General features: G+C 41.5%; 20 protein-coding genes. 12 read left to right on the forward strand and 8 right to left on the reverse strand.

The window, feature by feature from the left end; genetic code table 11:
- Nucleotides 1-44: 44 nt before the first annotated feature.
- Both XEN7305_RS22350 and XEN7305_RS22355 read right to left on the reverse strand, forming a co-directional pair.
- Nucleotides 45-2,315, reverse strand: a complete 2,271-nt coding sequence (locus tag XEN7305_RS22350; protein WP_006511805.1) for a heavy metal translocating P-type ATPase — start codon at nt 2,313-2,315, stop codon at nt 45-47.
- Nucleotides 2,316-2,412: 97 nt separating this feature from the next.
- Nucleotides 2,413-2,607 (reverse strand): heavy-metal-associated domain-containing protein, encoded by a 195-nt coding sequence (locus tag XEN7305_RS22355; RefSeq protein WP_006511806.1) that lies wholly within the window; start codon nt 2,605-2,607, stop codon nt 2,413-2,415.
- Between the two features lie 109 nt (nt 2,608-2,716).
- Here XEN7305_RS22355 and ttcA point away from each other — a divergent pair, with 109 nt between their 5' ends.
- The 3 genes from ttcA to XEN7305_RS22365 are packed head-to-tail and all read left to right on the forward strand — an operon-like array spanning nt 2,717 to nt 4,011.
- Complete coding sequence (ttcA, locus tag XEN7305_RS22360) at nt 2,717-3,550, forward strand: tRNA 2-thiocytidine(32) synthetase TtcA (protein ID WP_006511807.1); 834 nt, start codon at nt 2,717-2,719, stop codon at nt 3,548-3,550.
- A gap of 6 nt (nt 3,551-3,556) precedes the next feature.
- Nucleotides 3,557-3,724 (forward strand): hypothetical protein, encoded by a 168-nt coding sequence (locus tag XEN7305_RS29400; RefSeq protein ID WP_173399712.1) that lies wholly within the window; start codon nt 3,557-3,559, stop codon nt 3,722-3,724.
- Nucleotides 3,724-4,011 (forward strand): hypothetical protein, encoded by a 288-nt coding sequence (locus tag XEN7305_RS22365; protein ID WP_006511808.1) that lies wholly within the window; start codon nt 3,724-3,726, stop codon nt 4,009-4,011. The genes XEN7305_RS29400 and XEN7305_RS22365 overlap by 1 nt, the downstream gene beginning before the upstream one ends.
- A gap of 319 nt (nt 4,012-4,330) precedes the next feature.
- On the opposite strand, the gene XEN7305_RS22370 is transcribed toward XEN7305_RS22365, so the two are convergent.
- The 3 genes from XEN7305_RS22370 to XEN7305_RS22380 form a co-directional block, all read right to left on the reverse strand.
- The gene (locus XEN7305_RS22370) at nt 4,331-4,624 is read right to left on the reverse strand and encodes a type II toxin-antitoxin system RelE/ParE family toxin (RefSeq protein ID WP_006511809.1); all 294 of its coding nucleotides are present in this window, start codon (nt 4,622-4,624) and stop codon (nt 4,331-4,333) included.
- Nucleotides 4,624-4,842 carry an addiction module protein gene (locus tag XEN7305_RS22375; protein WP_006511810.1) on the reverse strand — a complete coding sequence of 73 codons (219 nt, stop codon included), beginning with the start codon at nt 4,840-4,842 and terminating at the stop codon, nt 4,624-4,626. Before XEN7305_RS22375 ends, XEN7305_RS22370 begins: the two co-directional genes overlap by 1 nt.
- Before the next feature lie 746 nt (nt 4,843-5,588).
- A complete protein-coding gene (locus tag XEN7305_RS22380) occupies nt 5,589-5,981 on the reverse strand; it encodes a phasin family protein (protein WP_006511811.1) in 393 nt (130 codons plus the stop codon).
- Nucleotides 5,982-6,101: 120 nt separating this feature from the next.
- Between XEN7305_RS22380 and XEN7305_RS22385 the strand changes: the two genes are divergently transcribed.
- Both XEN7305_RS22385 and bchD read left to right on the forward strand, forming a co-directional pair.
- Complete coding sequence (locus tag XEN7305_RS22385) at nt 6,102-6,614, forward strand: pentapeptide repeat-containing protein (RefSeq protein WP_006511812.1); 513 nt, start codon at nt 6,102-6,104, stop codon at nt 6,612-6,614.
- 46 nt (nt 6,615-6,660) lie between these two features.
- Nucleotides 6,661-8,685 carry a magnesium chelatase ATPase subunit D gene (gene bchD / locus XEN7305_RS22390; RefSeq protein WP_006511813.1) on the forward strand — a complete coding sequence of 675 codons (2,025 nt, stop codon included), beginning with the start codon at nt 6,661-6,663 and terminating at the stop codon, nt 8,683-8,685.
- Nucleotides 8,686-8,763: 78 nt separating this feature from the next.
- On the opposite strand, the gene ftsH is transcribed toward bchD, so the two are convergent.
- On the reverse strand, nt 8,764-10,692 hold the full coding sequence (ftsH, locus tag XEN7305_RS22395) for an ATP-dependent zinc metalloprotease FtsH (RefSeq protein WP_006511814.1): 1,929 nt from the start codon (nt 10,690-10,692) through the stop codon (nt 8,764-8,766).
- Between the two features lie 190 nt (nt 10,693-10,882).
- Here ftsH and aroA point away from each other — a divergent pair, with 190 nt between their 5' ends.
- Nucleotides 10,883-12,235, forward strand: a complete 1,353-nt coding sequence (aroA, locus tag XEN7305_RS22400) for a 3-phosphoshikimate 1-carboxyvinyltransferase (RefSeq protein ID WP_006511815.1) — start codon at nt 10,883-10,885, stop codon at nt 12,233-12,235.
- A gap of 5 nt (nt 12,236-12,240) precedes the next feature.
- Here the strand turns inward: aroA and XEN7305_RS22405 are convergent, their stop codons facing one another.
- Together XEN7305_RS22405 and XEN7305_RS22410 are read right to left on the reverse strand one after the other, a co-directional pair.
- Nucleotides 12,241-12,792 (reverse strand): DUF4340 domain-containing protein, encoded by a 552-nt coding sequence (locus XEN7305_RS22405; protein WP_006511816.1) that lies wholly within the window; start codon nt 12,790-12,792, stop codon nt 12,241-12,243.
- Nucleotides 12,789-13,115: a hypothetical protein gene (locus XEN7305_RS22410; protein WP_006511817.1), complete on the reverse strand. Its 327-nt coding sequence runs from the start codon at nt 13,113-13,115 to the stop codon at nt 12,789-12,791. Before XEN7305_RS22410 ends, XEN7305_RS22405 begins: the two co-directional genes overlap by 4 nt.
- Before the next feature lie 180 nt (nt 13,116-13,295).
- Between XEN7305_RS22410 and XEN7305_RS22415 the strand changes: the two genes are divergently transcribed.
- From XEN7305_RS22415 to XEN7305_RS22440, 6 genes are all read left to right on the forward strand, one after another.
- Nucleotides 13,296-14,168, forward strand: a complete 873-nt coding sequence (locus tag XEN7305_RS22415) for a phosphatidate cytidylyltransferase (RefSeq protein WP_006511818.1) — start codon at nt 13,296-13,298, stop codon at nt 14,166-14,168.
- A 105-nt stretch (nt 14,169-14,273) separates the two neighbouring features.
- Complete coding sequence (locus XEN7305_RS22420; RefSeq protein WP_006511819.1) at nt 14,274-15,473, forward strand: response regulator; 1,200 nt, start codon at nt 14,274-14,276, stop codon at nt 15,471-15,473.
- A 184-nt stretch (nt 15,474-15,657) separates the two neighbouring features.
- Complete coding sequence (locus XEN7305_RS22425; protein WP_006511820.1) at nt 15,658-16,017, forward strand: response regulator transcription factor; 360 nt, start codon at nt 15,658-15,660, stop codon at nt 16,015-16,017.
- A 30-nt stretch (nt 16,018-16,047) separates the two neighbouring features.
- Nucleotides 16,048-16,596 carry a chemotaxis protein CheW gene (locus XEN7305_RS22430; protein WP_006511821.1) on the forward strand — a complete coding sequence of 183 codons (549 nt, stop codon included), beginning with the start codon at nt 16,048-16,050 and terminating at the stop codon, nt 16,594-16,596.
- 128 nt (nt 16,597-16,724) lie between these two features.
- Nucleotides 16,725-19,052: a methyl-accepting chemotaxis protein gene (locus XEN7305_RS22435; RefSeq protein ID WP_006511822.1), complete on the forward strand. Its 2,328-nt coding sequence runs from the start codon at nt 16,725-16,727 to the stop codon at nt 19,050-19,052.
- 59 nt (nt 19,053-19,111) lie between these two features.
- Nucleotides 19,112-21,400 (forward strand): methyl-accepting chemotaxis protein, encoded by a 2,289-nt coding sequence (locus tag XEN7305_RS22440; RefSeq protein ID WP_006511823.1) that lies wholly within the window; start codon nt 19,112-19,114, stop codon nt 21,398-21,400.
- Nucleotides 21,401-21,410: the final 10 nt, after the last annotated feature.

The following is a 21,410-nucleotide window of genomic DNA, read 5'->3' on the forward strand; positions in this document are numbered from 1 at the left end:
CTATTCCCTAATTGACTCTAGGTAATTTATTTTGCACAACTAATTTACCTATATTTAAAATTACGCAAACGCAGAGCATTCGTGACAACCGAAACCGAACTAAAAGCCATGGCTCCTCCAGCAATCATTGGATTGAGTAACCAGCCAAACACAGGAAATAGTATTCCTGCGGCGATAGGAATACCTAAAACATTGTAGATAAACGCAAAAAAGAGATTTTGCCGAATATTCGCCATCGTTGCCTTACTCAAAGCGATCGCGGTGACAATGCCCTGCAATTCTCCTGAAATTAAAGTAATATCACTAGCAGCGATCGCGATATCCGTTCCTGTCCCAATGGCAATTCCCACATCGGCTTGGGCTAATGCTGGCGCGTCGTTAATGCCATCTCCCACCATGGCAACTATTTTTCCTTCTTGCTGCAATTCTTTAATTTTGGCTGCCTTTTGCTCGGGTCGTACTTCCGCTTCTACTCTGACTATCCCTACCTGTCGTGCGATCGCTTCTGCGGTTTTTCGATTGTCTCCTGTGAGCATCACCACTTCCAAATCCAACTTGCGTAAGGCTCGAACTGCTTCGGGTGAAGAGAGTTTAATCGCATCGGCGATCGCCATAACTCCTTCTAGTTCGCCATCGACAGCTATTAAAACCACAGTTTTACCCTCAGCTTCCCAAAGATCTTTTTTGGCTTGAAAAGTACTAGATTCAATCCCCAGCTCACTCATCCAGCGTTGAGTGCCAATTTGCACCAAAAGATCGCTCACCATAGCTTGCACGCCACTCCCTGCGATCGCCTTAAACTGAATCGCTTCTGGTAAATCAAGATTCTGAGACTGAGCATATTGCACAACGGCATCGGCTAAAGGATGTTCGGAGTTTCTTTCAACTGCGGCAACTAAACGCAGTAATTTTACTTCTAGCCCATGCTTCAATCCTCGTACTGTGGTGAAATTAGTAACAGTCGGTTTTCCTTGGGTAATCGTGCCAGTTTTATCTAAAACAATAGTTTGAATTTTATGGGCTAATTCCAAACTGGCAGCATCTTTGATTAAAATTCCCTTTTCTGCGGCTTTACCTGTCCCCACCATCACAGAAGTGGGCGTTGCTAACCCTAATGCACAGGGGCAAGCAATGATTAAGACCCCAACGGTAGGGATTAGAGATCTAGAAATATTACCTGTCAAAATAAACCAAAGCGTAAAAGTTGCGATCGCGATCGCGATTACTAAAGGTACAAACCAACCTGTAACCTGATCCGCTAGCCTTTGAATTGGAGCTTTCGAGCCTTGGGCGTCCTGTACTAGTTTAACTATCTGTGCTAACAGGGTGTCTTTACCAATTCTGGTAGCTTTAAATTGAAAACTTCCCATCTTATTGATGGTTGCGCCGATAACTTCATCCCCTGGATGTTTGGCAACGGGAAGACTTTCCCCTGTCACCATTGCCTCATCAACAGTAGAACTGCCGCGAATTATTTCCCCATCCACAGGAATTTTTTCCCCAGGACGCACTAGAATTGTATCGCCGATTTGAACTTCGCTAATGGGAATATCTACTTCTCTGCCGTTACGAATCACTCGGGCATCTCTAGGCTGTAAACCGATTAATTTGCGAATTGCCGCTGAAGTTTGTCCCTTGGCTCGATTTTCAAACCATTGTCCCAAAAGGATTAAGGTAATAACCACCGCCGCAGTCTCGTAGTAGACCTCTGGCATTAGGCCCTGCTCGGTAAAAAAGTCGGGAAAAACAGTGGCAAATAGAGAATAAAAATAAGCAGCACTAGTTCCCAAGGTGATTAGAGTATCCATTGTGGCGGCACGACGCCTCAAGGCTTTGATTGCGCCGACATAAAATCTGTAACCGCACCAAAACTGAACAGGGGTCGTGAGCAGTAATTGTGTCCAGGGATTATGCAACCATTCAGGAATCCCAGGAATTGTTAATCCCGTCATCATTGGGAATGAAGCAATGATCAGAATGAGGCTAATGATGCCACCAAAAATTATCTTGCGCTGAAAATCACGAGATTCTGCCTGGCGCTCAGCTTGCTCCCTATCGTTTTCTTCTGCTAATATTGACTGTTCTTGCAGGGCATAGGCTGAGTAGCCGGCATTTGCTACCGCGTCTTGAAGTTCTTTGATATTGGTTTGCTGAGGATCATAGGCAATGGCAGCCTGCTCAGCGCCGAAATTGACATGACATTCTGCGACTCCAGGGACAGCTACAATTGCTTTTTCCACGCTACTGGCACAGGCTGCGCAGCTCATGCCCTTTAATTTAAGATTTATTTTTTCTAGATCACTTGTTGTAATCATAATTTAGGTTTAAATCCTCGTCATATCGTCATAATAAGAGAACTCCTGTTTTCTACCATCTGCCATCTGCCCTCTGCCCTCTGCCCTCTGCCTTCATTTAAACAGGATTATAACCAGCTTCTGCGATCGCATCTCTAACAGATGATTCCGAAGCTAAAGTTTCTACCGTTACTTGTTTGGTTTGGGTATCAGCTTTGACGATCGCACCAGAATCTAGAGTTTGCACAGCTTGAGTAATACTTTTGGCACAGGCATCGCAAGCCATATCGGGGACTTTAAATTGAATAGCCATAATTTTTATTGGTTGATTGATTTTTGATAAGCTTTGGAAGTTGGTACTACAATTTTAAAGAAATTTTGATTGTTAACTAGTATTATTTGTTTCGCTGAACTGACTATATATGGAATTAATAAAAGAGCGCACCTCCAAAAACTTTAAGAAATTGCAAGCGCGTCTGCGAGGTTCAGTGGGCAAGGCTATTCGTGATTATAATATGATCGAAGAAGGCGATCGCGTGATGGTATGTCTTTCGGGGGGCAAAGACTCCTACACCATGCTCGATTTGCTCCTTAGTTTGCAGCGCAAAGCCCCCGTAAACTTTGAAATAATAGCTGTTAATCTCGATCAAAAACAACCAGGGTTTCCGCAGCATATTCTTCCTGAATATCTCGAATCTCTGGGTGTAACCTACCGCATTGTCGAAGAAGATACCTACAGCACTGTCACCAGAGTTATTCCCGAAGGCAAAACCATGTGCGGTTTATGTTCGCGATTGCGTCGAGGGATTCTCTATCGAGTGGCAGGGGAAGAAAATGCCACTAAAATTGCTTTAGGTCATCATCGAGACGATATTGTCGAGACCTTATTTCTTAATATGTTCCATGGCGGTAGAATCAAAGCTATGCCGCCAAAATTGCTCAGTGACGATCAAAAAAATATTATTATTCGTCCTTTAGCCTATTGCCCAGAGAGAGAGATTGTTCGCTATGCCAATGCACGACAATTTCCCATTATTCCCTGCAATCTTTGCGGTTCTCAAGAAAATTTACAACGGGCAAAGATTAAAGAAATGTTGCAGTCTTGGGAAAGTGAATCCCCAGGAAGAATTGATAGTATTTTTCGGAGCACTCAAAATATTTCCCCTTCCCAATTAGCAGATACGAAATTATTTGATTTTGCCAGTTTAGGCACTAGGAAACTAGTAGACGCGGGAGCAAATACACCCCCCCAGTAAAAAAGATTGAAATCCAGTGGTGCTAAACAACATCCCCAAGAAAATGCTTCTAGTGTTGTCCAAGTTGCTCTAAAGGAAAAATTACGTCCTCGTAACGGAGAAAGATTATTAGAATTGGCAGGGATAGTGGAATCTGCACCTGTTGATGCTTCTACCGATAAAAAACATCGCTAATGAAAAGATTAGTGTTAGATTCTGGTTCATTAATCGGCTTGATATCTAAAAAAGACCATTACCATCAAGAAGCAAAACTCGGCTTTAGTCAAATTCCTAGTATTTTCGGCGAAGTATTAACTCCTTTACCGATTTTGTTTGAAGTCTATAAGTTCGTATCTCGCTATCAATCTGTAGACGCAGCTCGTACTTTATTAACTATTATTCAATCAGAAACAGTTATTGTCACTCTTTCTTCCTCGGATTTTACTACCATTTCAGATTTAGTTTTCACTACTCCTCATTAGCAAGGTAGCTTAGAGGATGCCTCTGTTATTTGCACCGCCCAACAATATCAGGCTCCAGTTTGGACGATTGATTATCAAGACTTTAGCTTTTTTAATAGCCTTGAATTTTGGAATCCTAGTGATTGATCATTTCTGTTTATAGCTATTTTTAGCTCTTGATTAATAAATGCGATCTCATATGTAGCAAAATCAAAAAAGCGACCGCCTTTCTCTAAATGAAGACGTGCGATCGCATGATGGAGAAATTCAATATTTAATCGGCGATCGCAAGATGGAAAAACATTAAAAAAGCGCTCTCTCTTTCAACTTCTGTCAAATACTACTGTCGTCTTGATTTCCAGTAATTTGGTTTTTGCTTACAATGCATCACTGCCAGAATAAGTATGAAATCGGATTCGATCGTGTATAGGATTGCGTAAGGAAATTTGTGGGTTAAGCAACGTCTAATATCCCCATCAATAGTTGGATAAAGCTTAGGTGAATCTCTTAAACGATAAACCGCACTCTCAACTTCATCAATAAATTTTTGTCCTAAATTAATATTCTGTTGTGCATAATATTGGACTGCTTCTGAATACTCAGTTAGTGCTTCTGGATGAAAAACATACTTCATTAGCCTAAAATTTGTCTAATTTGAGCTAAAGCTTCTTCTCCAGGAATAGGTTGAACTAATCTATTACGAATCTCATTGCGTCGTTTCTTAGCCTCTACTAGCCATTCGGACTGAATAACTTCATCTACTTCAAGACTTTTTAATAAACTTTCTACAAGCTGAAGTCTGAGGTCTTTAGGTAAAGATAAAGCTTCTTGGGTTAAGTGATCGATTGACATAACAATAAATAAGCTGGAAGTAATTGATGCAAAGGCTACATTAGCTTCATTATATTAGGTTTGAGATAAGTAGTTTGATAAAATTCTGTAATGCTTTATGCGATCACCTTATACTCAACAAGAAGTGCGATCGCATGATGGAGAAATTCAATATTTAATTGGCGATCGCGCTAAGTAATACCAATTTAAAATAGAAATAGAAATAGAACACATAATTCTGTAGGGGCGAATGGCCATTCGCCCCTCCCACCATGATCTGTCGTGAACATTATTTAATTTGGTATAACATCAAATTTTAGAAAGAAAAAACAACAAAAAATCCCTGGAAGCCATAACAGGCAGCTTAACCAGGAATCTAGAGGACATAAAAACACTACAGATGGGCCTTGAGGTTCATCTTAAGGAAATCCTACTTATAAACTTAAAAATATTCATTCCAGACACGCCTACTGTCCACAGTCGCTCTGTCAGAGAGTTTAGTCTCTTGAGAACAGGAGTAAGGGGAGGACGCGATAAAAACTCCGTCTACGTTCCAGCCTGAATAATATTATAAAGATCAAACACACTGTCTACACATCTGACATCGCTCTCCTACGATATGTAGTTCAAGAACACAGCGACAAAACTTCTTTTACAGTGTCTTTGTTCTTAACGATTCATTGTATCAATCTTTTTTGTCAATTTTCCCAGACAAATGTTAAAAAAACCTAAAAAAATAACTTTAAATATCTATACATTTTGTAACATTATGGGGAATCTTTGCGCAATTGCTGTAATTCTTCCTTCAAAGACTGTACTTGATCCCTTAGTTCATCAACATTAGGAGAGCCATCTTGAGCAGATGCGTCAACAGTTTCTGACTCTTCTTCTGTAACAATCTCGATAATGCGGGGTTCTTTTGATTCTGAGCCATTGCTTGAATCCTCAAAAATATCTTGTTGTGCTTGTTGCACCATTTCATCGACAAATTTGCGAGCTTCCTCGACATTCATTTCGCCTCTGGCAATCATCTCATCTGCCAACTGCTGAGCTTGAGCCGTAATTTCGGTAAGCGCTGTTCCTGCTTTTTCTTGAGCATAGTCAGCAAAGCCTACCCCCATATAAAAAGCCTTTTTAACAATATCTTCAAAACCAGCCATTATATAATTTCCTCTTTGCTCATGTTTTTTCTATTTAAATTATAGATAGTTCCGTCTTTCTTGTTTCTCGTTCCTTTTTTCCGTATTGTTTTAATTAGATTTATTTATCTTCGATTATCAATGAAATACCTTTTTCGACTAGGCGCAATCTTACTGCTATTTGTTATCTTGCTTTTACCTCTACCCGCGATCGCAGGGAGCTCCACTGCCGTTACTCCCTCATCCTTTAGCGACCTTAGTTCTGATGATTTAAAAAACAAAGATTTTTCTGGGAAAACCCTCCAAAGACTAGATTTTGCCAAGGTCGATCTCAGTGAGGCAAATTTTAGTAATTCCGATCTTAGAGGAGCTGTCTTTAATGCTTCTGATTTATCCAATGCTAATTTACATGGGGCAGATTTCACCTATGGTTTTGCTTATCTGACCGACTTTCAAGGAGCAGATTTAAGCGATGCGATTTTTAGAGAAACTATTTTATCTTTTTCCTCTTTTGAAGATGCCATGATTGACGGCGCAGATTTCACCTTAGCAATCCTTGAAAAATGGCAAGTCAATCAGCTTTGTGAAAATGCCACCGGAGTGAATTCCCAGACTGGGGTTGACACTCGCAGATCCCTCGGTTGCGATTATTGATTTTGCTTAATTTTTCCTGTCTATTGCCCAAATACTGATTTTCCTCATGCCTGCTGTAACTACAAAACCAGTCAATCTTAACTTTCCTTTAACTGCTGTCGTTGGACAGGAATCCATCAAACTCGCTCTGTTGCTGGCGGCCATAGATCCTCAATTGGGAGGTGTTGCGATCGCGGGTCGTCGAGGAACGGCTAAATCGGTTATGGCGCGGGGGATTGACGATATCTTGCCGCCGATCGAAATAATTAAAAATTCCCTCTACAATTGCGACCCTGACCAACCAGGATTTTGGGATGATGAGACATTGGTCAAGTATGGTAATACTAAGTTAGAGGATATCCCCACACAAATTATTCCTTCTCCCTTTGTCCAAATTCCCTTGGGAGTCACTGAAGATAGGTTACTGGGGTCGGTAGATGTCGAAGAATCGGTAAAAAGAGGCGAGCCAGTATTTCAACCAGGGTTATTAGCGGCAGCCCATCGAGGAGTTTTATATATAGACGAAATTAATCTCTTAGATGATCAAATTGCCAACCAATTGTTGACGGTACTTACAGAAGGGCGCAATGTGATTGAGCGAGAAGGCATAAGTTTCCAGCATCCTTGTCAACCAATCTTGATTGCGACCTATAACCCCGAAGAAGGGAACTTAAGAGAGCATCTTTTAGACCGAATTGCGATCGCGCTATCAGCAGATGCCATCCTATCCTCAGAGCAAAGAATTGAAGCGGTAAAGCAGGCGATCGACTATAGCAACGCACCCCAAGACTTCTTGCATAATTATCAAGATGAGATTGAGAGCGTCAAAACCGATATTATCTTGGCCAGGGAATGGTTAAAGGAAGTAACAATAACTCATGATCAAATTCTCTATCTAGTACAAGAAGCAGTCAGGGGCGGAGTAGAAGGCCATCGTGCAGAATTATTTGCTGTTAGAGTTGCCAAGGCTGCCGCTGCCTTAGAAGGGCGTAATAATGTCACCGCAGACGATCTGCGCAAGGCTGTGGAATTAGTGATTATCCCTCGGGCAACCACTATTGAAACTCCACCAGAAGACGCCCCGCAGCCGCCCCCACCACCTCCACAGCCCCAAGATAATTCTGAACCAGATTCTGAGGAGGAACCCGAAGATCAAGAAGAAGAAGAACAGGAAGAAGATCAAGAACAGGAGCCGCCAGCAATTCCCGATGAGTTTATTTTTGATATCGAAGGAGTAGTGCTCGATCCTGAGGTGCTCACTTTCGCCCAAACTATGCAGCGTCAAGGTAAATCGGGGGCGCGGAATCTGATTTACTCTGAGGATCGCGGGCGCTATATTAAACCGATGATACCTAAAGGGAAAGTTAAACGAATTGCTGTAGATGCCACCCTGCGAAGTGCTGCTCCCTATCAAAAAACCCGGAGAGAACTTAACCCAGATCGTAAGGTGATTGTGGAACAAAGTGATTTGCGCTCTAAACGGATGGCCCGAAAAGCAGGCTCCCTGATAGTTTTTGTTGTGGATGCTTCTGGTTCAATGGCCTTAAACAGAATGCAGTCGGCTAAAGGTGCTGTAATGCGACTGTTAACTGAAGCTTACGAAAACCGTGATCAAATTGCTTTGATTCCCTTTCGTGGCGAAAGAGCCGATGTTTTATTGCCGCCAACTCGTTCTATCACGATGGCGCGGGGAAGATTAGAAACTTTGCCCTGCGGTGGGGGTTCTCCCCTCTCCCACGGTTTAACTCAAGCCGTAAACGTTGGGGTTAATGCCCAAATGTCTGGAGATATTGGTCAAGTTGTCATCGTTGCGATTACTGATGGCAGGGGAAATATTCCCCTATCCCGTTCTCTTGGTGAACCACCAGAAGAGGGAGTTAAGCCAAATATCAAGGAAGAATTGTTAGATATTGCGGCAAAAATCCGTGCTTTGGGCATGAAGCTATTGTTGATTGATACCGAAAGCCGTTTTGTTTCTACTGGTTTTGGCAAAGAATTGGCGAAAAATGCGGGAGGAACTTATTATCATTTACCCAAAGCTAATGATAGGGCGATCGCAGATATGGCAAGAGGGGCAATTTCTAATTTATAAGGGCTTCGCCTTAGAAGGCAGAAGGCAGAAGGCAGAGGTTTTAATAACTCATTTCACTCTCAGACTTCTGCCTTCGATTTAAAAAGAGATTTTCGTTTTGGTTTCTGGAACTTCAGAAAATTCCTGAACTAATTTGCGAAAATCTTCCCCTTCAATGGTTTCCTTGTCGACCAAAATATCAGTGATGCGGTCAATTGCGTAACGATTATCCCGAATAATATTTTTGGCATTTTCATAACATTCAAGAATAATAGTTTTAACCTGAGCATCAATCCGTGCCGCAATTTCTTCTGAATATTCCGAGCGCGGCATGGGCTCATTGCGCAAAAATACTGGTTGGTCTGCCTTCTCTAAAGCTAAAGGCCCCAGTTCAGACATGCCAAACTTGGTAACCATGTTTCGCGCCATTGAAGTTAATTGTTCAATATCGTTACTTGCTCCCGTCGTGATTTCCGCATCCCCAAAGATTACTTCCTCGGCAGCTCGACCCCCCAATGTAGAGGCAATTTTGCCCAAAATTTGATTTCTCGTAATCAAACCTCGCTCTTCATCAGGAGTGAACCAAGTTAAGCCTTTAGCTTGTCCCCGAGGAATTAGAGTTACTTTTTCTACGGGATCGTGGTTAGGGGTGAGAGTCGCCACGATCGCATGGCCAATTTCATGATAAGCAATTAAACGCTTGGCTTTACTATCCACCAGGGGAACTCCTTCCATCCCTGCGACAATGCGATCCACCGCGTCGTTGATTTCCTGCATCGTAATCGCTTCTTTACGCCTTCTGGCAGTAAAAATAGCTGCTTCATTAAGCAAGTTTGCTAAATCAGCACCACTAAATCCGGGTGTGCGGCGGGCGATCGCTTCTAGGTCAACCTCCGTTGCTACCTTCTTATCACGGGCATGAACCTCCAAAATGCCCAATCTTCCTTGATAATCGGGATAATCAACAAATACTTGGCGATCAAAACGACCTGGACGCAATAATGCTTTGTCCAAAACATCAGGACGGTTGGTCGCAGCAATTACAATAATTCCCGCATTGCCTTCAAACCCATCCATTTCTGTCAGCAACTGGTTCAGAGTTTGCTCTCTCTCATCATTGCCGCCACCAATGCCCGCACCTCTTTGACGACCTACCGCATCTATTTCATCAATAAATATCAAACAGGGAGCATTTTCCTTGGCTTTCTTAAATAAATCCCGCACCCGAGAAGCTCCGACCCCCACAAACATTTCGACAAATTCTGAACCGGAAATACTGAAAAAGGGTACTGAAGCCTCACCTGCGATCGCTCTTGCCAAAAGAGTTTTCCCCGTTCCAGGAGGCCCAATTAAAAGCATCCCTCGGGGAATTTTGGCCCCTAAAGCCGTAAATTTCTCTGGTTCTTTGAGGAAAGTAACCACTTCCTGTAGTTCTTCTTTCGCTTCTTCAATTCCTGCCACATCATCAAATTGAATCCCTGTTTTGGCTTCCATTTGGAATCTTGCCCTGGATTTGGCAAAATTAAACGCTTGCCCTGAGGCGCTGGCAGAACGTTTAATAATCATCACCAATGCCGTCAGCAGCAGAAAAATAATTAATAAATTGACCAAAATACTAGTAACGGCTGAGCGATCCACCGAGGGGTTGGCCTCTAATTTGGCTCCTGAGCTGATAATTCGTGAACTCAGATCGGGATTGCGATCAAATAGTTTTACTGTTTTAGGTGTTTGCTCTGTGCCTTCCCCTTTAAGCGTAACTTTGGCTCTTTTATTAGTTTCGTCTAGTTCTACGGTTTTAACTTGCTTATCTGCCAATTTTTCCAAGAATTCGCCGTAAGTTAGAGTATTCTTAGGTTTTTCTTGGGACAAGGCTGGGGTTGTCAAGAAACAAGTTTGTAAAATCAACCACCCAGTAGCCAATTTACGCAAATAACTAGATGATTTATTTAGTTTGCTTATTTTTTGGCCCTGAGAATTAGTTTTAGTGATAGAAGAGTTAGAAAAATTTTTTAAATACTTTTGTTTCATTTGACAACTTCAATATAAGCCCTAACTCTATGATATCGTTTGCCAACTAGGACAGCTAGTGGGAACTCAAGGAATGAATACTAATTTTTAAGTAAAAAGTCTTGATTCTATTTACTCTTTACAGAAAAAGCTGTTTACTATTTACATGAAAAGCTGATAACTGATCACTGATCACTGATAACTGTTTCCTATGCCATCTCCTATTGTCAAACTCCAAGATCAAGATAATCAATCTCAAGATTTAATTATTACTCCTTCCAGTTCAGGAATTGCCCTAACTGGGACTATTGGGATACCTGGGGATAAATCGATCTCTCACCGTGCTTTGATGTTAGGGGCGATCGCAGAAGGAGAAACCACGATTGAAGGTTTGCTATTGGGAGAAGACCCGATGAGTACTGCAAAATGTTTTCGGGCCATGGGGGCAAAAATTTCTAAATTAAATTCGGAAAAGGTCATAGTTCAAGGTGTCGGCTTAGGTAACCTCACAGAGCCGATTCATGTTCTCAATGCGGGAAATTCTGGCACTACTATCAGATTAATGTTGGGTTTGCTAGCATCCCATCCCGGCAAGTTTTTTACGATTACTGGAGATAAATCTTTGCGATCGCGTCCTATGTCGCGGGTTGTCAATCCCCTAAGCCAAATGGGGGCAAATATTTGGGGCAGAGAAGACAATTCGCTGGCTCCGCTGGCCGTCCGAGGACAACAGCTCAAGGCTATTCATTACTTATCTCCTGTAGCTTCTGCTCAAGTCAAATCCTGTGTTTTATTAGCAGGTTTAATGGTGGACGGCAAAACAACTGTTACCGAGCCTGCCTTGTCGCGTGATCATAGCGAGAGAATGTTGCGAGCTTTTGGTGCCGAATTAGAAGTAAATCCCAAAACCAATAGCGTTACGATTACTGGCCAACCAACTCTTACAGGTCAAAAGGTCATCGTTCCTGGGGATATTAGTTCCGCTGCTTTTTGGTTAGTTGCTGCGGCGATCATTCCAGGTTCAGAGTTACTCATTACGAATGTGGGAGTGAATCCTACTCGGACAGGAATTTTGGAAGCCTTGGAGATGATGGAGGCAGATATTGTCAAGGAAAATGAACGGACGGTTGCTGGGGAACCAGTAGCAGATCTACGAGTTAAATATAGTCAATTAAAAGCCTGTATTATTGGCGGTAAGATTATTCCCCGTCTCATTGATGAAATTCCCATTCTCGCTGTAGCAGCGGCCTTTGCCTCGGGAACTACAGTAATCAAGGATGCAGCAGAATTGCGGGTCAAAGAAAGCGATCGCCTGGCCGTGATGGCAACTGAATTAGGGAAAATGGGCGCTCGGATTAAAGAACTAGGTGACGGCTTAGAAATCACTGGCGGGGCTAGTTTAACTGGGGCTGATGTCGATAGTTTTACAGATCATCGGATTGCCATGAGTCTTGCGATCGCATCTTTAAACGCCAAGGAAACAACGACTATTCATCGCGCCGAAGCTGCTTCGATTTCCTACCCCAATTTTGTGGCTACTTTAAGACAAGCAATTAGTAATTAAGACCTTCAAGATTTTCTTTTCCACTCTTGAAAGTCTCTCTCTACTGCATATTGCCAAGTTTTGGCAACGAGAACAATCTTATTATTGATTGGAGTATCGGAAAAAACTTGAGCATAGATCAAAGAGTCATCAATTGTCGGTTGCCCCAGAGCTATTTTGGAAGTTTGGCCCTCCGTTGTCACAAAAGAGATTGTGGCGATCGGCTTATCTAGACCATATTCAGCTAAGGTAGTTCCCTCAGGAGCAATAATGCGATCGCTTGTCCCTCCAACCAACAAATCTGCCAGAAAAGCAATCGCTGCATCATCAGCTAAGGCTTGTTCCGGCTGCACCATTGACCAAGAATCTTCTTGATCTGCGTTCTGAATAAACTCCAAAGTTAAATCTTTTTGGTCAATAATAATTTTTTGGATTTGACTCTGTTCGACATTAAAAATCTTTTGTTCCGCAATCTTATTCTCTTCCTGTCTTGGTCTGGTGAGTTCAGAGATCCCAACCCACCCCACCATCAAAAAAGCTGTTGTCACCAAGATCCAGGTCGTTTTTTTGAGTTTCATACAATCTCTTGATCAACCTCCACATTGATTGTATTTGGGGAGCTGATTTGTGCGGGCACTTGGCGTCTATAGCTTAAAGCCAGAAAAAAGATCGCGAAATCTAAAACAGCAGTCCCTAGAAGACCAACCAGCGATTGAAGAGCTAAATATTTTTCAGTGAACAAATACAAGCCGATATTAGCGACTCCAAAAAGAAACCAGGTGATTAGACTAACTCCAGCGGCATTTCTTTCCTGAACTATTTTTACCAGTTGAGTAATAGTAGCAATGGGCAAAATAATAGCAGGAACCCATCCTGCTAAATTGACTAAGAGGTCATTCATCGAAATTGTCATCAAGAACAATTATTCATCATACGCCTGATCATATGATTAATTGGCATGCATCTAATATATTTTTGTTAGTTCGTATAATTATGAGTTTCAGGCGTAATTTGTTAATCTTTGGAATGGTTACCTTAACCAAGATTTAATTTCTTTAGACCTGCGGCAAAATAATTAGTTATGTCCTGGAATCGTATTCTAAGTGCTATTATAGCGATCTTCCTTGCCTTGGGGATGATTGTTTTAGGGGGATGGTATTTTTCCGTCGCCATTGGGATTCTAATTTTTCTCGCACAGATTGAGTATTTTCGTTTAGTTCGCGCAACAGGAATTGAACCTGCGGCAAAAACTACTTTTGTCGTCTCTCAACTTCTCTTGATTAGTTCGACTATTACTCCCAACATCACCGATGCTATGTTTTGTCTGGGGGGCACGATTATTTGCTTTTATTTATTATTTCAACCCAAAATGGCCACGATCGCCGATATTTCTAGTTCTATTCTAGGATTATTCTATTGCGGCTATCTTCCGACCTATTGGGTGCGCTTACGAGTTAGTCTGCCCCATAACAATTCGATGACTAATTTACCTTTAGATGGTTATTGGCCAACTTCTTGGTCCGATTTTCAGCAGTGGCCCAACGCTTTGATTCTTACTTTTCTGGTCATGGCTTGTATTTGGGCTGCCGATATTGGAGCTTATTTTATGGGAAAAATCTTTGGGCGCACTAAATTATCCGCCATTAGCCCAAAAAAGACCGTTGAAGGAGCAGCCTTTGGGATCTTAGGTAGCTTAATTGTCGCTGAGTTGGGAGCTTGGTATTTTGATTTTCCTGGTTGGAGATTTAGCGGAATTATATTAGGGAGTCTGATCGGAGTTACCAGCTTACTTGGCGATTTAACCGAATCAATGATGAAAAGAGATGCGGGGGTGAAAGATTCGGGGCAATTAATTCCGGGTCATGGGGGTATCTTAGACCGTACTGATAGTTATGTTTTTACTGCTCCCTTGGTTTATTATTTTGTGACTCTTTTGTTACCTTTGATACGCTAAAGGAAAGAGCTTGTTAATTAACAAGACTTTTTGGGAATCCTAATTGGGTGGGGTATTTTTTACCCATAAATAAAATAATCACTGTAATATATTAGGAACTTGGTGATGACGACTACCAAAGATGGAATTAGTCATACTCGTACCCGAATTCAACAATTTAATGCCACCAAACAGTTGGAGTTTTTTGAGTCTCTTAAATTAGCTAAATTTAGTGGTCAATTAGCGATTCATGATGTGCAAGATACTTCTTGGACTCTTTATTTATATTTGGGCAGAATTGTCTATGCTACTGGCGGAATTCATCCTGTAAGACGTTGGCGCAGAAATTTAGTAGCTTATTGTCCCCAAAGATTAGCTCACTTTAACGAAATCCAATTAGAATTAGCCACTATTCCCGAAGAGGAGTGCCGCATTTCCTGGGAGTATAAGCTATTATCCCTCTGGATCGATCAGAAAAAAATTACGAGAGAACAGGCGACTCGTATGATCAAAGCTACTATTATTGAGGTGCTATTTGATCTTGCTCATCCCATAGAAGTGTTTTGCCAAACAATTAAAGATAATTTAATTTCTACTCGATTAGTCTTAATTGAAGCAGAACAAGTAATTGCTGAGGCCAATAAGCTTTGGCAGGCTTGGCAAGAAGCCAAAATTGCTGATCGTTCCCCAGATATGGCTCCAGTTATTCGCCAGCCAGAAGCTCTCAAAAAGAGAACATCTTCCCAAGTTTATCAAAATCTCAGTCAATTACTAGATGGGCAGCAAACCCTGAGGGATCTTAGTATTCGGATGAGGCGAGATGTTGTCACCGTAACACGTTCCTTGATTCCCTATATCCAATTGGGCTTAGTGCAATTAATCACGATCGACGATATCCCGCCGCCAGTATCTCCGCCGATTGCTCACAAGCTGTCGAAAGGAATTTCTCCCCATCGAATTCTTATTGCCTGCATTGACGACAGTCCTCAGATCTGTCAATCCATGGAGCATATTATGAGGAGTGCTGGATATCAATTTGTCAGTGAGATGGACGGGTTAAGGGCGATCGCGGTGTTGCTTAACCGCAAGCCAGACCTAATCTTTCTCGATCTCATTATGCCCAATACCAACGGGTATGAAATCTGTACTCAACTACGGAAGCTGTCATATTTCAAGCAGACTCCTATTGTGATTGTCACAGGGAATGATGGCCTGATAGATCGGGTACGAGCCAAAATGGTAGGATCAACGGATTTCATTAGTAAACCCGTTGACGAAAAGCTAGTTTTAGGTACTATTGAAAAATATCTAAGCAAGAAAGTTTAATTGGTAGCTATGAAAATTAGAGTAATTATTAATTAATAAAAATAAAATGTTTTCTTTCCCAAAACTGTTAACTTCACTGTAATTAAAGGGAACTATAAAAATGATCGATAGACCATGATTAGCTGGCAACTTAATGCCAGTAGCTTATTTGAAATAGTCTAATTTTTTTATTAAGGTAATCGTAATGGGACAAGCCCTAATTGTCGATGATTCAGCAACCGAAAGAGCAATACTGGTTAATTATTTACAAGAGATTGGTATTGACATCTTAATTGCGACTAGTGGAGAAGAAGCTCTAGAAAAAATTGCGAATACTCATCCCGATCTAATTTTGCTAGATGTAGTGTTACCTGGGCGTAGCGGCTTCGAAATTTGTCGTGAACTTAAAGGATCACAGATCACCAATAAAATTCCAATTATTCTTTGCTCCAATAAAGGAACTGATATGGATAAATTTTGGGGAAAAAAACAAGGCGCAGACGCCTATATCCCTAAACCTATCAATCAGGAAGAATTGCTACAGGCTGTTCAAAGCTTGATTTAATAATTCAGTTTATTAAGGAAGAACCAAACTGTGTCTGACTCTACTGCCTACAAAAAATTAGTTCATTCGCCCACAGAGTTATTACAAGAGCGCCAAGAAGAACAGTTTTTGCGGTTTCACCTCGAACCTGAAACTAAAATCATGTTACCTATTGAACAAGTAACAGAAGTTCTAAAAATTGGTGTTGGCAAAATCGTTCCCATTCCTCAAATGCCTACTTGGGTAATGGGAGTTTACAATTGGCGAGGTGAAATTCTTTGGATAGTAGATTTAGGGCATTTAATTGGTCTTAGTCCTTGGGATCAGCAGGAAATGAAAACAACTGCGCACACTGCCGTTGTCTTATCCTATAGTGGTCAATCTGATAAGGGTAAAAAATCTCAAACCAGTCTGGGATTAATTATGACAAGAGTAGAAGATATTGAATTATGTAATTCTAATTTAATTCAGTCTCCTCCTGCTTCGGCAATTACTTCAGATTTAGCTCCTTTTCTCCGGGGTTATTGGGCGAAGCCCGATGGTCAAATTATTTTAGTTTTGGATGGTGATGCCATCGTCGCAGCGATACCACAAAATTAAACTAAACCACAAAATATTTTTAACAGATATTTAAAAGTAAGTATTAAGGCGTAAAAAGTTAAAATTTCTAGTAATTAATAATTCAATTTAGTTCATTAATTTCAGTAACCAGTATAATCCAAAGCAATATGGGTACTCAACAAGCTCTTTCTTTATTAGGTAAACTTTATTACCTCCCGATTACGAGTAAAACAAGATTAATCTCTTGGTTTGGTTTGGGAGCTTTAGTCGTCGTGGTTGGTTCAGGAGGAATCATTCTCAGACAGAGTTTAGAAGAACAAAGATTTAAAGAAGTTGAATCTCAAATGGCTATTATTAGCACATTAGTTTCTGAGTCTCCTACCGATGATAAATTACCCAATGCTCAGCGATTATTAGGGGCTTTTACTGATAACAATCAGCAGGATTATGGTGCGGTTTATTTGCCTAAAAATACTGGGGATTTTAAGTTAGCAACTTCTTCATCAGAAGATACAGAAAATAGTAAAGTCTCCTTACTAACTTTAAAAAATATTTTACTTTTAGCGAATAACAATTCAGGTCGAGTTGTTACGGAGCAAGCCAAGATTAATAATGAGACCTACAGTCTAGCAGCTCAAGCTATAACTGATGATGCACAAGAGCCTATCGCGGTTATTGTTTATGGCAGTAGAATAAATTCGGCTATATTTTGGAATAGTATCGGGCTACAAATGACGTTGGCTGGGTTAGTCACTGCGGCTACTCTTTGGTTGACAGATTTCTTGGGAAGAGCAATCACCGAACCGATTCAAGAATTGCAACAAATAACCCAAGATTTCTCTGAAGGGGATCTCAGTGCTAGAGCGCCCATGCGAACTAATGATGAAATTGCCCTCCTCGCCAGTAGTTTCAATCAGCTAGCAGACTCGATTGAAACTAGTGAAAATAAATTGCGTGAAGATGCCAAGAAATCGCAAGCACTCCGAGAAATTGCTTTGAGTCTTGGAGAGGCTTTAGAAACAGAGGCTATTTTTAAAATTGTGGTGGCGGATAGTCGTCAAGTATTGCATGGCGATCGCTCAATTTATTATGCTTTTGCTCAACAATGGCAGGGATCTATTATGGCCGAGTCTGTTCAGGATGGATATCCTACAGTTTTGGGCACTAGCTTTGACGATCCTTATTTTTCCGAAGAATATCTAGAAAAATACCGCGCAGGAGAAGTTATCGCTATTGCTGATATATCTCAAACAGGTTTGTCAGAATCCCATCTACAACAATTAGAAGATCTTAATATAAAAGCTAGCCTGATAGCACCAGTCTTAAAGGGAGAAACCCTGACAGGGTTACTGGTTGTTCATCAATGTAATCAACCCAGAGCATGGCAATCTGGAGAAATCGAGTTGTTAGCTCAAATAGCGATTCAAACTGGGAATGCTTTAGAGAAAGCAGAACTGTTACAAAGACAAAAGCAATCTCAAGAAAAAGAACGCCAAGCTAAAGAAAACCTGCAAAGACGAGCTTTGGAATTATTAATGGAAGTAGATCCTGTTAGTCAAGGAGATTTAACTATTCGAGCTCAAATTAAAGAAGATGAAATTGGCACGATTGCCGATTCCTACAATGCGACTATTGAGAGCTTGCGTAAATTAGTCACTCAAGTCCAATCCGCAGCTGCCTTGGTATCAACAACTACTAGTGCCAAGGAAACTTCGATTCAAGAACTATCCCAAGGCGCATCGGAGCAAACCCAGGAAATCACTAAGGCACTGGGACGAATTCAAGCCATGACTAATTCAATTCAAATTGTGGCCAGCAATGCAGAAGCCGCCGAAAAAGCCGTGCGTTTAGCCTCAGATACAGTGCAAGCTGGAGATGAAGTCATGAATAGAACAGTCGACGGCTTTAGCTCTATTCGAGAAACGGTGGCCGAGACAGCCAAAAAAGTTAAGCGCCTAGGAGAATCATCTCAAAAAATTTCCAAGGTTGTTAATCTAATTAGTAGCTTTGCTGATCAAACAAACCTTTTAGCTTTGAATGCTTCTATTGAAGCTGCCCATGCAGGGGAAGAAGGTCGAGGTTTTGCCGTGGTAGCCGATGAGGTGAGGTCTTTGGCTCGCCAATCAGCAGAAGCCACAGCAGAAATTGAATCCCTCGTTGCAGAAATTCAGGCTGAAACCAATGAAGTAGTTGCTGCTATGGAGTCAGGTACGGAACAGGTAGTGGCAGGAACGAGATTAGTCGACGAGACGCGTTCTTCTCTTAATCAAATATCCCAAGTAAGTAGTCAACTTGATGAATTAGTTGTTGCGATCGCTCAGGCAACTGTGGAACAATCCCAAGATTCGGAGATAGTGAGTCAGACTATGGAGCAAGTAGCTGCTGTTTCAGAAAAAACTGCCACCGAGGCTTTACAGGTGTCTGATTCTTTTAAGGAGCTACTGACTGTAGCCCAAGATCTGCAAGAAAGTGTTAGTAAATTTAAAGTTAATTAGCCCCTACCGTCGTCAATCCTCTGTTTTAGTCAGAACTTGTTATTTATCCTCGTCAAGATATGCCCCAATCTACTTCCTTCGGCTTCGGCCGAGTAAACTTAAGAAATCGGCTCTTGTCTGTAATCTTACCTACAGTCTTAGGTACACTAACCCTGTCAAGTTTACTGGGATATCGGTTTCTCGTCAGAGAAAAAGCTCAGCAGGAAATCAAACAGAAACTGGCGAGTCAGGTGACTCTGCAAATTATCACCCCAAAGGATAATCGAGCGCTTCGATCTAATAGTTCTCAGGGAATAAATAATGATTTGGATCTGAGCGGTGAAGGTGATTGGGCAACAATCGCGAACTTGCTCTTAAAATCGGAGAATAACCTAGAAAGTTTAACTGAGCAACTACAAACAAGCTATGGGCTGCAAGATCTAACAGTCGAACCTTATGGGTCTGACAATGAATCATTGATAGTGAGCTTTTCCGCTAAGAACAAATACTACCGTTTACTGCCCATTAAAGAGCAAAATCAGGTTGCCATTGCTTTTGTTGATCAACGACAACGACAAGCTGCGGGTAGCGAGTTGATTCCCCTCCTATTGCCGAGCGCTCTTTTTATGGGTATCACAGTGACGATCATCATTATTTTGTTGGCGAATAAACTTTCTCAACCTTTGGTGGATTTAGCGACCACTGCCGAAAGAGCTGCGGCTGGAGACCTGGACATCGTAGCTCAACCAAAAGGAACATTAGAGACTCAAACTTTAGCAAGTAGTTTCAATAATTTAATTTTTCAAGTTAAAAAGCTTCTAGAACAACAAAAAGAAGAGACTTTACAGGCTAAAACTCTTAGGGATATTATTCTCGAGATTAATAACTTACAAGATGTCCAACTGATTAGCGAAACTATCGTTGAGAAACTACATTCAGCCTTGCATGCCGATCGGGTTTTATTTTATAACTTGGCAGAGTCTGAGACTGGAATTGTCATGGCTGAGAGTCTCAGTTCGGGATATTCATCAACTCTTGGAGAAGTAATTTATGCTTCCGAGGTTATGCAAGAATTGCTCACCCAAGCTCAGGAAAATCAGGTACAAGAATTCTCAAATATTCAAGAAACGGAGTTTTCCCCATCCTATTTACAACTTCTAGAAGCTCTTGAAGTTAAGGCAAGCTTAACTTCTGCGATTAGATGTCAAGGGCAAGTTTTGGGTTTTTTGGTAGTTTATCAATGTCGTGAGGCTCGTACTTGGCAAGAACGAGAAATTGACCTTGTCGAGCAGGTAAGCAATCAAATGGTTTTGGCCTTAGATCGTTTAGACTTTCTGAAACAACAAAAAGATTCTGAAATAAAAGCTCAACAGGCCAGGGGACAACTGGAAAAAAGAGCCTGGCAATTACTCCAAGAAGTCGATGGCTTGACCAGTGGTGATTTAACTATTCGCGCAAAAATCACCGCAGATGAAATTGGTACGATTGCCGATTCTTATAATGCCACTATTGAAAGTTTACATGAACTTGTTACTCAGGTGAAAAATGTGGCGGCAGAAGTGGAAAATACCGCTGAAACTAACGAGAATTTGGTTCAGAAACTAGCAGTCAAAGCAGTAACCCAGGCAACTGCGATCGCTGAGACAGTAGAGCAAATTCAAACTATGACAGAATCGATTCACAATGTATCGGTCAATGCAGCACGAGCGGAAAAAATTGTCCAACAGGCCAGCAGTACTATTAATGATGGTGATCAGGCAATGAACCAAGCTGTTGTGAAAATTAATAGTCTGCAAGCGACGGTCATCGAGACCGAGAAGAAAGTTAAGCGTCTAGGAGAATCTTCTCAAGAGATTTCTCAAGTAGTTAATTCCATTGGTCGCTTCGCTGCTCAAACCCATCTTTTGGCCTTAAAAGCTTCCATTGAAGCCGCTCGGGCAGGAGAGCAGGGTAAAGGCTTTGCGGTGATTGCGGAGGAAGTTCGTTCTTTGGCCGCTCAATCGGCGACAGCCACAGCAAATATTGATAATTTGGTAGCTAGGATTCAACTGGAAACCAATGAAGTGATCCGCGCTATGGCTTATGGCACGGAACAGGTGGTTACGGGAACGGAACTGGTTCAAAATACCCGTCAGAACCTGGGCAGCATTACCCATGCCAGCCAGGAAATTAGTCAATTAGTCAAGGAGATTGCCCAAGCTGCTAGTCAACAATCAACAACCTCAAATTTAGTGAATGAAAATATTACCCATGTTGCTATTACTGCCCAAGAAAACTCCCAATCTGCAACTGAAGTTTCCCAAGAAATTGCTAAGCTACTTGCCGTAGCGACGAAATTGCAAGTAGGAATCGCCAAATTTAAAACTTAACGCTCCCAAC

Source organism: Xenococcus sp. PCC 7305, from assembly GCF_000332055.1.
Classification (GTDB): domain Bacteria; phylum Cyanobacteriota; class Cyanobacteriia; order Cyanobacteriales; family Xenococcaceae; genus Xenococcus.